Origin of the sequence: Neobacillus dielmonensis, from assembly GCF_000612665.1 — a bacterium.
GTDB classification, from domain to species: Bacteria; Bacillota; Bacilli; order Bacillales; family Cytobacillaceae; genus Neobacillus; species Neobacillus dielmonensis.
Genome location: NZ_HG942076.1, coordinates 182,356 through 194,278, shown reverse-complemented (window position 1 = coordinate 194,278; position 11,923 = coordinate 182,356). Strand labels below are relative to the sequence as shown.

The 11,923-nt window shown below is 45.1% G+C and carries 10 protein-coding genes; 9 read left to right on the top strand and 1 reads right to left on the bottom strand.

Annotation, left to right across the window (positions count from 1 at the left end):
- Nucleotides 1-202 precede the first annotated feature (202 nt).
- Nucleotides 203-1,906, bottom strand: coding sequence for a ribulokinase (locus BN2425_RS17450; RefSeq protein WP_042462084.1), 1,704 nt, complete (start codon nucleotides 1,904-1,906; stop codon nucleotides 203-205).
- 252 nt (nucleotides 1,907-2,158) lie between these two features.
- Here BN2425_RS17450 and BN2425_RS17445 point away from each other — a divergent pair, with 252 nt between their 5' ends.
- From BN2425_RS17445 to BN2425_RS17405, 9 genes are all read left to right on the top strand, one after another.
- Nucleotides 2,159-3,262: an alcohol dehydrogenase catalytic domain-containing protein gene (locus BN2425_RS17445; protein ID WP_042462082.1), complete on the top strand. Its 1,104-nt coding sequence runs from the start codon at nucleotides 2,159-2,161 to the stop codon at nucleotides 3,260-3,262.
- A gap of 242 nt (nucleotides 3,263-3,504) precedes the next feature.
- Entirely contained in the window at nucleotides 3,505-4,266 is a 762-nt protein-coding gene (locus BN2425_RS17440; RefSeq protein ID WP_042462080.1) for a DeoR/GlpR family DNA-binding transcription regulator, read from the top strand.
- A gap of 370 nt (nucleotides 4,267-4,636) precedes the next feature.
- Nucleotides 4,637-5,680 (top strand): ABC transporter ATP-binding protein, encoded by a 1,044-nt coding sequence (locus BN2425_RS17435; protein WP_042462077.1) that lies wholly within the window; start codon nucleotides 4,637-4,639, stop codon nucleotides 5,678-5,680.
- A 1-nt stretch (nucleotide 5,681) separates the two neighbouring features.
- On the top strand, nucleotides 5,682-6,560 hold the full coding sequence (locus BN2425_RS17430) for a carbohydrate ABC transporter permease (protein WP_042462075.1): 879 nt from the start codon (nucleotides 5,682-5,684) through the stop codon (nucleotides 6,558-6,560).
- Nucleotides 6,561-6,594: 34 nt separating this feature from the next.
- Nucleotides 6,595-7,422, top strand: coding sequence for a carbohydrate ABC transporter permease (locus tag BN2425_RS17425; RefSeq protein ID WP_042462073.1), 828 nt, complete (start codon nucleotides 6,595-6,597; stop codon nucleotides 7,420-7,422).
- Between the two features lie 50 nt (nucleotides 7,423-7,472).
- Nucleotides 7,473-8,783: an ABC transporter substrate-binding protein gene (locus tag BN2425_RS17420; protein ID WP_042462071.1), complete on the top strand. Its 1,311-nt coding sequence runs from the start codon at nucleotides 7,473-7,475 to the stop codon at nucleotides 8,781-8,783.
- A gap of 110 nt (nucleotides 8,784-8,893) precedes the next feature.
- On the top strand, nucleotides 8,894-9,667 hold the full coding sequence (locus BN2425_RS17415) for a glycerophosphodiester phosphodiesterase family protein (RefSeq protein WP_042462069.1): 774 nt from the start codon (nucleotides 8,894-8,896) through the stop codon (nucleotides 9,665-9,667).
- 20 nt (nucleotides 9,668-9,687) lie between these two features.
- Entirely contained in the window at nucleotides 9,688-10,182 is a 495-nt protein-coding gene (locus BN2425_RS17410; RefSeq protein WP_042462067.1) for an MgtC/SapB family protein, read from the top strand.
- A 19-nt stretch (nucleotides 10,183-10,201) separates the two neighbouring features.
- Nucleotides 10,202-11,326: a phage baseplate protein gene (locus BN2425_RS17405; RefSeq protein WP_052352937.1), complete on the top strand. Its 1,125-nt coding sequence runs from the start codon at nucleotides 10,202-10,204 to the stop codon at nucleotides 11,324-11,326.
- Nucleotides 11,327-11,923: the final 597 nt, after the last annotated feature.

Sequence of the window (11,923 nt, the reverse complement as noted above, 5' to 3'; positions counted from 1 at the left end):
ACGTAGACAACCTCTACGTGACCGTATGCATTGAAAAAACTAGAAATAGGTTACGTAGACAGCCTCTACGTGACCGTAAACACTGAAAAAATAGAATTAGGCCACGCAGACTCATCTGGTGACCGGTAATGTTTTTCAGTGGTTTTGAACCCATCCCTCTGGTTTCGTGAGCCAGAGGAACCGTCCCCCTGGAGCCGTGGTTTCACAATGCGCCAACAGAACCGTCCCCCTGGAGCACGTCCCTATGGCTCCTCATCTGTTTGAGTGTTCTCATCATGTGTTGGTGTTGGATGCCGAAGTAGTTGTGCAGGGTTTGGTACATGGTGTACAGGGTTTGATAGGTTTGTGTGTTTTCTTTGTTGGGATAATAGGTTGTTTCAATTGGTGAGGCCATTTGCTGGATGGCTTGGATGATGCTGCTTGGTCCTCCGTTTTTTCCTCCAGCTGCCACTGATCCGAGGATAGCGGCGCCGATGGCGGATGCTTGCTCGGATTGGGCTACTTTGATCGGTTTGTCCAGAATGTCTGCATAGATCTGCATTAATAGGGGATTTCGTTTTGGCAGTCCCCCTGATGCGATGACCTCCTTGATCTCCATGCCCCATTCTTGATAGGTGTTTAGAATCATTTTTGCCCCAAAGGCAGTACTCTCCATATAAGCACGAAAGATTTCTTCCGGTTTGGTGTGGATCGTCAGCCCCATCAAAAGCCCTGATAAATCAGCATCAGAAAGAACAGAGCGGTTCCCGTTATGCCAATCGAGAGCAATCAGTCCGTTTTCCCCAGGCGACAGCTGCTCGGCCTTCGCTTCTAATAATGTAAATACGGAAACACCTAATCTATCAGCTTCCTCGACATAGGCTGGCGGAATATGCTTGTTTACATAGGCGCCAAACAAATCACCGACAGCGGATTGGCCTGCTTCATAGGCATACAATCCCGGAATGACGGAATCCTTTACAACACCGGATATCCCGGGGATTTCCTTAAGTTCCGGGCTCACCATCAGATGGCAGGTAGAAGTGCCCATCACCATTAGCAATGTTTGGGATTGGTAGACTCCATTGCCCAGCAGAGCGGAGTGAGCATCAATAATCCCTGTGGCAATCGGCAGACCTTGCGGCAGGGAAAGTTTTTCTGCCCACTGTTTGGTCAGCGTGCCGGCACAGGTTCCAACCTGTTTGATGTGCCCCTGCAATTTGGAAACAATCGTCGCGCCGAATTCGGGGTCTAGCTCATAAAAAAACTCTTCTGGAAATCCATCCTGTTCATTCCAAAATGCTTTAAAGCCAAGCGAACAATTACTTCTGGTAATGGTGGAAGTTAATAGAGAAACAATCCAATCAACCGCTTCGATAAAATAGGTAGTGCGGGCATAAAGCTCAGGGGCATCATCAAAAACCTCGAGGATTTTCGGAATCGCCCATTCCTCCGATATATTGTACCCTAACCGCCGCAGCCATTTTTCTTTTCGCTGAGTAGCAAGTTGATAGATTTTCTCAGTCTGTGGCTTGGTATGGTGATGTTTCCATAGTTTGACCCAGGAATGGTGGGAATTTTGGAACTGGGGGGAAAAGCACAATGGATTTAAGTCGCGATCGACAGGTAAAACGGTTGAAGCTGTAAAATCAATCCCCAATCCAATAATTTGCGCAGCATCAATGTTTGCTTTGGCGACGGCACAAGGTATTCCTATTTCTAGGACGTCAAGATAATCCTGCGGATGCTGAAGGGCACTTCCATAAGGAATAGATATGTTAGTCCCCGGCAACTGCTCTGTGATTACTCCATGCTGATACGGGACAATATGGGTTCCCATGATTTCCCCGGTTTGGACATCGGCCACAATCACCCTTCCAGATTCACTCCCAAAATCGACTCCAATGGAAAAAGTTGAATTCTTCAACTGAGATGACACCACCTTACATAAAAACTAGTTTGAATAATCATGCCTTCATCATAACAAGAATGAACAAAAGTGCGCAATAAGTTATTAGAAAATTCTTCATTTTTGCACTAATCCTCTTGACAACTCATTTTTTGTCAAGATATTATGTAAAGACAGGAATAAATGAGTAAAAGTTAAACTAATACAAACAAAAGTGAACAAAACATCCTGAGAAACTAGCACCAAGTGAACAAAGGAGGAGGAGAAATATTGCAATTAAAAGCAGTACCAACCGTTCATTCACGTACATTTAGACTTGTAAAACCGGGGGAAGTAGAAGAAGTCACCATTGAACGCCATGTTCAAGAAGGAGAAGTGGTCGTCGAACCGACACTTGCAAGTATTTGCCATGCTGACTTGCGCTATTATATGGGACAAAGAAGGCCAGAAGCGTTGGCAAAGAAATTGCCGATGGCGCTCCTGCATGAGGGGATTGGCAAAGTAGTCATCAGCAGATCCCCGGAGTTCGAGGTGGGCCAGCGTGTGGTGATTGTGCCGAATATCCCGGGCACGTTACTAGGAAAAGGTGAGTCAGAAATTTGCAGCTCGACTTCCACCAAAGAATTTAGAGATAACTATAATGAGAAGAATGAGTTTTTAGGCAGCGGTTATGATGGCATCGCTCAGAGCCGTCTGGTGTTACCGGCAGAGTGTGTTATCCCGATTCCAGATTCGATTCCGGATGAGATTGCCGTTCTGAGTGAACTATGTACGGTATCCTATCGGGCGGTCAGCCGTGTGAAGGAGAGGCTCTTCTCGCCAGATATGAAGGTGGCCGTGTTTGGTGACGGACCTGTTGGTTATTTGACGGCAGCCTTAATTCATCAAATCTATGAACTAGGTCCCGACCGCTTAAAAGTTTTTGGAGCGATTCCGGAAAAACTTGCTCATTTTGAATTTGCTGACTGTTCTTTAGTCCAAACCTATGATTTTAAAGGCGCGGACAAAGTGGATATTGTGGTGGAATGCACGGGCGGAAAGTTTAGCGAAAGCGCGATTAATCAAGGGATTGACCTGCTTAAACGCGGCGGTTCTCTCATTCTTATGGGTGTAACAGAGGAGAGAGTACCGATTAACACCAGGGATATTTTAGAAAAAGGATTATCGGCTTACGGCAGCAGCCGCAGCTCCAGTGTGGATTTTCGCGCGGTTATTTCCGCAATGGCTGACGAGAAATATCAAACATTACTACGGAAAATTATCCCGCCGACGTTTACACCGGTTCAATCGGTCCAGGATTTTAAACAGGCGATGGATTCTGCATCCCAGCACCGGGGCTGGCAGAAAGAGATATTGGCGTTTGATTGGTCATAACACGAACAAGGAAATGGTCTATCTTCCTTACGACACGGAGGATAGGCCATTTTTTGTTTTGGTAGCGAATGGAGCGGAAATCAACAGCCAAATTTAATAGAATCTTTTTTTTAAAAGATGTATATTTTTTGATGGTTGCGCATAAATGCTTGACAATATGTCACTTATGAAAATAATCTAAGTATAACTTTAATAAAAATAAGCAGAATGCTAGTGGGTTTTAATATACGGGAGTGATGGTCGTGTTAGCTGCTGAACGGAAATTAAAGATTATTGAGTATGTCAAAAAGAATAATGTGGCTTCTGTTGCCCAACTGGCAGAGGAATTTAATGTCCATGAAGCCACAATTCGCAGGGATTTAACCGAGATTGAGCGGGAAGGACGACTAAGGCGGACGCATGGCGGTGTTGTGCTGCCAGAGGGGATTAGTGATGAGCCGTCCTTTACAGTCCGGGCCACCGAACGGGTAGAAGAGAAGTCACGGATTGGCGCAAGGGCTGCTGAGATGGTCAATGAGGGTGAATATATTATTCTCGACTCTGGCACTACTACCCTTCAGATTGCTAAACATTTAGTGGACAAAAAAGATATCACCGTTGTGACAAATGATATCAATATTGCGGCTGAACTGAAAGATGCCAAGGGAATTAAAGTGATTGTGACAGGCGGGATTTTATATCCGGAAAGTTTTATGCTTAACGGCATGTACACGAATGAGGTCTTAAAAACGATTCACGTTCATAAGGCGTTTGTAGGCACGCCGGCCATTCATCAGCATTTTGGGCTTACACATTTTGAGGAACAGCTAGTGCCGGCCAAGATGGGGATGATCGAGGCTGCCAAAGAAGTGATCGTGGTGACGGACCACACGAAAGTGGGCGGGGTATCGCTTCATAAGGTCGCTCCCGTGAACAAAATCAACAAGCTCATAACAGGAGTTGAAGTGTCCGAATCGCAAGTGCAGCTGTTTAACGAGGTGGGAGTAGAAGTTATCACTATTTAGTGTAACTTCTCTATTTCCGCTTTTTTTATGGGTTGTAGTAAAAATGTTATAAATGTTCTGTAAATTATCTTAAAAACACATTGACAGTGTGAAAAATATAGGATATTTTTAATACAAGCATTAATGAACATTAATAGTAATAAAATGAACATTAGGTGCGTGAAACGAACGAACATCAAACTTAAAGTGAGCATTGGGGTTTGGCCTTTTTATGAACGCGGCTATTATAAGTCATTTCAACAAGACTACTAGATTCATATGTTAAAAGACCATTCGTTTTGGTTCGAGTTATAATGAAAGGGCTTTCTGTCCTATCAAATTTTTATAAAAAGAAGTGTATGTGTCAATTGGGAAAAAGGAGGAACAGCTTTTGGCATCCATCGAGTTTGTTAATGTAACCAAAGAATTTGATAAAAAGGAGATTATTAAGGATCTCAATTTAAAGATTGAAGACGGGACCTTTACCGTTTTAGTCGGGCCATCAGGGTGTGGAAAAACGACCCTGTTGCGGATGATTGCCGGGATTGGCCCCCAGACGTCCGGGGCGGTGCTGATTGACGGAAAGGACGTTACTGATATCGCACCGGGCAAACGAGGGGTTGCCATGGTGTTTCAGAACTATGCGATTTACCCAACGATGTCTGTAAGGGAAAATATTGAATTTGGCCTCAAAAACAACAAGGTGAAAAAGGCAGAACGAACGGAACTGGTCGAAAGCATCAGTGCTGCAGTCGGTCTGACCGATTTTCTTGACCGTAAACCATCTACCTTATCCGGCGGACAGCGTCAGAGGATCGCATTGGCGCGGGCGATGGTGAAAAAGCCGTCTGTGTTTTTAATGGATGAGCCGTTGTCCAACCTTGATGCTAAATTGAGAGCGCAGATGCGCATTGATTTGATCGAATTACATAAAAAACTGGGAACCACGTTTGTCTATGTGACACATGACCAGGTCGAGGCCATGTCAATGGCAGATACGATTGTCCTGATGAATCAGGGGCTGATCCAGCAGGAGGCGCCGCCGGAAACCATTTATCACGAGCCCAGCAATATATTCGTTGCACAGTTTATCGGTGTCCCGCCGATGAATATTGACGAGTTGGGTGTGGGGGGCGTCAAGTTTGGTTTCCGCCCGGAAAGTGCGATTGGCTCGACGGAAGCGGGAACGACACCATTCTCGATTCGCGGCGAAGTGGTCACGAGAGAAATGCTCGGGTCTGAGACACTTTATAAGATTAATTACAAAGATACCTCCTTTATGATTAAAAGCCTTGAAGATCGATTTACCGTTAACCAACAAGTTTACGTTAGTGTACCAACAGAGAAAATGTACTTCTTCGGCGAAGACGGAAATCGAATACCAACTAGTCATCCAAGCTATTCTTCCTATATTGAGGCATTAAGGAGTTATTAATATGAGCAGAGGGAAACTATGGGAAAAACTTCGTCCGTATGTCATGATCGGTCCCGCCATGATCGGCATTGGTCTATTTGTCATCTATCCGCTGTTTTACTTGATTTATCTAAGTTTATTCAAATTCAATTTGATGAACCGAAATATGAGCAAGTTTGTCGGGCTTGACAATTACATTCAAATTCTCGGCAGACAAGACTTCTATAAATCTTTGACGAATACCGTCGTTTACACGGCCGGCGTGGTTATCTTGACGCTAGCGCTTTCGCTTTTGATTGCGGTCTGGCTAAGCAAAAGAACCCGTGTCAATGCGATTGTCCAGGCGGGGATTTTTACACCGCATATCATTTCAATTGTTTCTGTCTCGTTAATCTGGCTATGGATGATGGAGCCTAGTTTGGGATTCCTGAACTATATTTTGAAAGGTTTAGGACTACCGACCTCGCAATGGCTGCAGAGTTCCAAGTCAGCGATGATGTCAATTATTATCGTTTCTGTCTGGCAGGCTATCGGCTACTATACACTCATCTTGGTGGCAGCACTTCAAGGGGTATCACCAACCATCTATGAAGCAGCGGCTCTGGATAATGCCAGCAAGGTTAAAGTGTTCCGCAAGATTACACTGCCGCTGATTTCACCACAGTTATTCTTTATCTTGATCATCATGACGATTGGTTCCTTCAAGGTGTTTGATACGGTCAAAATTATGACCGGCGGCGGACCAAATAATGCCACCAATACGCTTGTTTACTATATTTATAGTTACCGGACAACCAATATTGGGTATGCCGCGGCAGCAGGTGTTGTTCTGATGATAATTATTGGAATATTAACAATTATCTATTTCCGGTTAATGGCGAAAAAGGTTCATTACCAATAAGCAAACTACATGATTTTGGCAAGGGGGTGCTGCAATGAAGAAACACAATAATATCTGGTTGACAGTGGATACCGTTTTAAAGGTTGTTATTTTACTAGCATTCATATTCCCGTTTTTGTGGATGATTTCCACCTCGCTGCAGACGTTGGAGGAAACGATGAAGTTTCCGCCGACAATCCTTCCGGAAGTCCCGCAGTGGCTAAACTTTGTCGACGCTATGACGTCAGGACCATTTGCCACCTATGCAAGGAACTCATTAATTGTGACAATCTCTGTCATTATTATTCAATTGCTGGTGATGATTCCGGCGGCTTATGCTTTTGCAAAATATGAGTTTTTTGGAAAAAATGTTTTGTTTGCTCTTGTACTGATTGCGTTTATGATTCCGGGACAGCTCACCTTCATACCGATTTATTTAATGATGGCGGACTGGGGACTGATCAAAACGTTGCTGCCGCAGATTTTACCGTTTATGTCCAATGCCTTCGGAATTTTCCTGCTGCGGCAGTATTTTATGCAGATTCCTGAGGAAATCATTGAGGCGGCACGCCTGGATAACGCCAATGAATTTAAAATCATGTGGAAAATCATGGTGCCGATGTCCAAGCCGGCTTTAGCCACCGTTGCTCTGTTCAGCTTTGTCAGCCACTGGAATGATTATTTCTGGCCGCTGGTCATGACAGACTCCAATGAGGTTCGTCCATTGACACTCGGGATTTCGATGCTGCGTGAGACAGAGGGCATCAGCAACTGGCATATCATCATGGCGGGTAACGTGGTACTGGTGGTGCCAATCCTGATTGTTTATCTATTCTGTTCTAAACAGATTGTCAGAGCCTTTGTTTATTCGGGGATTAAATAAAAACTAGTCCTCTTATGAAATACATTTCAAGCAAACAATGGAGGGGTATTATGAAGAAATTTTTCTCGATTTTTGCAGCCTTGTTCTTGGTCTTAGGCATATTGGCTGCATGTGGAAATGAGGAGAAAACAGAGGGGACTCCTAAGGACACTTCGAAAGAGCCTGCACAGGAGGAACCGGAAGGAAAGGTTACGATTCAATTCTGGCACTCTCTCGGAGGGGTTAATGGCGAGTATTTGGATGCCATGATCAAACGGTTCAATGAAAGTCAAGACAAGGTGGAGGTTGTGGGAACGTTCCAAGGTACTTATGATGAAACGTCTACCAAACTTCAACAAGCTATTTCTGCTAACACGGCTCCTGATATCGCGATGATCGAACGCGCCTATGTTCAAATGTTTGCAGAAGCCGAAGTGTTGGAAGATTTGAAGCCTTATTTCAAAGATAGTGATGTAAAAGAGTCTGATTTTGTTAAAGGCCTGATGGGACATTCTACTTTTAATAAAAAGCTAGTTTCCTTGCCATTAAACCGTTCAACCCCGATCCTTCATGTGAATAAAACGATGTTGGATGAAGCAGGTCTTGAAGTGCCAAAGACTTGGGATGAGTTAAAAGAAGTAGCCAATAAGTTAGTCGTAAAAGAAGGAAACGAAGTGAAACGCTATGGTTTGACCATGCCGTATGACACTTGGTATCCGATTGCGATGATTTCGCAAAGTAAAGGCAAGTTCTTCAATGATAAGAAAACCTCTGTTGATTTTGTGAAAAATGGCATTGGTAAAGATGTGTTCCAATACCTGAAAGATATGCAAAATACCGGTGCCCTGTTCTATCCGCCACAAACAGATTCCGGAAACATCGTCAACCAAATGTTCTCAAGCGGAAAAGTGGCCATGATGTTCCAATCCACAGGATCGATTGGCGGTATTGCCCAACAAGCTACTTTTGACTATGAGACTGCGTTCCTTCCGAAAAATGATGTTTATGCAACACCAACAGGCGGCGGTAACGTTGCGATGCTGGCTAGCAGCGAACACAAGAAAGCTGCTTGGCAGTTTATGAACTTTATGATGTCTGACCCGCAAGGCTTACAGCAATTCATTGTCGAATCAGGCTACCTGCCGTTTACGAAGAAAATGGCAGAATCCAAACCGATTCAGGATCTTTGGGCGAAAGAGCCGAACCGCAAAACAGCCTATGAACAGCTGGAATATGCAACCGATACCAATAAAGATACCGCTTGGCCGGAAGTGATGCATGAATTCTTCGCAGCCATTGAAGCCATCATGTATGACAACGCCGACATTGATAAATCTCTAGATACCTTTACAAAAGAAACAGAGAGAATTCTAGGACAGTAATCTTTGAAAAATAGAGCCTATCAGAAATGCAGACACCATTAACACATCATGTGCGATCTGTTTTCGGTAGGCTCTTTTCTATTTTCTATGACAGAAAGGAAGGTTCTGACGTGATCGAACGACTGCAAAATGACCCTGCCATTATCGTGGCAGGACACAGAGGCTATAAATCAATGTATCCAGAAAACACTCTTTTGGGATTTCAAAAAGCCATTGAGGCTGGCGTTGACATGCTGGAATTCGACCTTCGATTTTCGAAGGACAAAGTATTGATGGTGATTCATGATGCCACCATCGACCGGACCACCAACGGTTCAGGGAAGATCAGTGATTATACGGTGAAGGAACTCAAGGAGTTTGATGCAAGTGATGTATTCACAGGGTTTGGGCATCAGGAGATTCCTACGCTAGCAGAATTCTGTGAACTGCTGGAAGCCTACCCGGATCTTCTATTAAATGTAGAAGTGAAGCCGAGTGAAGATGCCATAGAAGTGGCTGACCAGGCGATTAGCATGCTCAAGGACTATGGCTTTTTACCACGCTGTGTGTTCACAAGCTTTGATGCCAATGTGGTCGCGCATATTCACGATACGTACGGGTTGAAAACCCAAGGCTTTCCGGGTGAAGTGATGTTCCATTTTGTCCCAGGTGAGAATGGGACGTATTCGAAAATGTGGGCAGTGGGAATCAGCATGAAGCTATTAACACCGGAACGAGTGAAAGAGTTTCGTGACCTGGGAATCTTAGTGTGGTGTTACTGTCCTGATGATGAACATCAGGTTCAATATGGATTGGAGTGTGGCGCTAAGTTAATGACATGCAATAATCCTGTGCCAGCGCTGTCTATTCTTAAAAAACAGGCTGAGGGGCAGCGAACGGAGTAAATGGAGGAGGAGGTGGCGCGATGGAAACGATCTTCTCCATTGCAAAAGACCATGAGATGTATCTGCGGGTACTCGTGAGTGTGGTATTGGGATTTGTGATTGGCTGGGATCGTGAAGCCAAGAATAAGCCAGCCGGACTCAAAACCTATATGTATGTGTGTGTGGCCAGTACCTTAATAACGCTGATTTCGATTTACAGTGTAGACAAATATGGGGAAATGAACAACTTGATCAGGATGGACCCGATGCGGCTCACGGCCCAAATTGTGGCGGGGCTGGGATTTTTGGGAGCAGGAGTGATTCTGAAGGATGGCATCCAGGTCAAAGGGCTGACTTCGGCAGCGATGATTCTGTTCGCCGGGGGAGTCGGGATTGGCATTGGGGCCGGATTTTACGGAATCGTTATTTTTTCCGTGATCATCTCCCTGCTGTTAGCAAAGGTCGCTAGTTTTGTGGAGAAAAAGAAGACCGGTCGATTGAATGAACAAATCAATGATCAGGAAATGGGAGCTTAATAAATAGTGGAGGTGCCTTATGGTAAAACGAAATAGTAGTAAAAGGTTTGGGAAAAAGATGTTAACAGGGATGGCGGTAGGTGCCATGGCGCTAAGTCTGTTCGCAGCGGGGCCGGCTAATGCCGATGCCAAGCGGCCAATCCTTCATACAAAAACATTTGATTTGGCTGCAGACAGCCAGGAATTGATCCGTGACAAGGCCTTGCATAATGGGACCGTGCTGCAGTCGTTTGCTTTTGATAATGTCAACCAAACGATTTATACTCTTCAATTAATGGCGGGCGGCCAGCAGCTACCGGGAGAAGCAGCACCGGTGACTGGAACGCAGCGCGGTAAAGATGGCGATCTAGCGCTGACAAAGCTTGATTTGGAAGGAAACGAATTGGGCTATATGTACTTGAAGGGATTTGGTCATGGTGTCCAAATGGGAGTCGAGGTAGATGAAAATGGTACTCCTTATTTATGGACTGAAACGGATTCTGTTACAGAGGGAAGTGACGGCTGGGGCACGCAGATTGCCAGGTTCCAGTTTGAAGATGGTGCCATTCTGACTCCTGATTCGCCGCAGCTGGAGAAGCATCGGTTGATTGAGGGGGCGGACCGTACGACCGTCAATATTGATCCTTCCAACAATACGTTAACGATGCGCTATCGCGGCACAGATAAGGTTTTCCACTTTGCTCTATTTGACTTGGAGCAAGTGAAGCAAGGCAACTATGAACCAATCGCCGACGTATTTCAGCCGCAAATGGGTACGTTCCAAGGCTTTGCCACCTACGGAGAATATTTGTATCTTCTTGAAGGAAATTCCTATGGAAGCGGCGGTTCAGTTGAACCAAATGGTAATACCTACATCACATCCGTCAACTGGAACACAGGGCAAGTAGTAGACAAAGAACTATTCCTAGGGGGAACATCCGCCATCACCTTTAGAGAACCTGAAGGCCTAGCCATCCGCATCCCAGACACCCGGCACCCACACAAAGCCCAACTCAGCGTAGGCTTCGCCTCCAACTTCACACCAAACCGCTGGGGCAACATCTACTACATCGACCAACTCGTTCCAGAAGAAAGCCTCCGTGGCCTCCATGGGGACGGCCTCCATGGGGACGGTTCTCCTGGTTCCACTTTAAGCAATCCTTAATAGAATGATTATTTGGGCGGTATTTCCGTCATTTTTTGAAAGCAGCTTGTTTCTGTAACGACAAGCTGCTTTGTTTTTGACTGTTTCGAAGTTTAATCCGCAGGGAAAAGTCTATAACTGATAAATTCGAATACCCATTATTTGGTGATTTATAATGCTATAAGTGACTGAGCTGGCACTTTATTGGAGCGATCGGTCATTTATAAAGGCTATAAGTGCCCGGGCTGACGGTTTTTCCGAGGGCCCGGTCATTTATAAAGGCTATAAATGCCCGAGCTGGCGTTTTTTCCGGTCGGTCGGTCATTTATAAAGGCTATAAATGCCCGAGCTGGCGTTTTTTCCGGTCGGTCGGTCAATTATAAAGGCTATAAATGCCCGGGCTGGCGTTTTTTCCGGTCGGTCGGTTATTTATAAAGGCTATAAATGCCCGGGCTGGCGATTTTTCTGAGCGAACGGTCATTTATAAAGGCTATAAATGCCCGAGCTGGCACTTTTTTCGAGAGCCCGGTCGTTGATAAAGGCTATAAGTGCCCGAGCTGACGGTTTTTCCGGTCGGTCGGTCAATTATAAAGGCTATAAATGCCCGAGCTGGCGTTT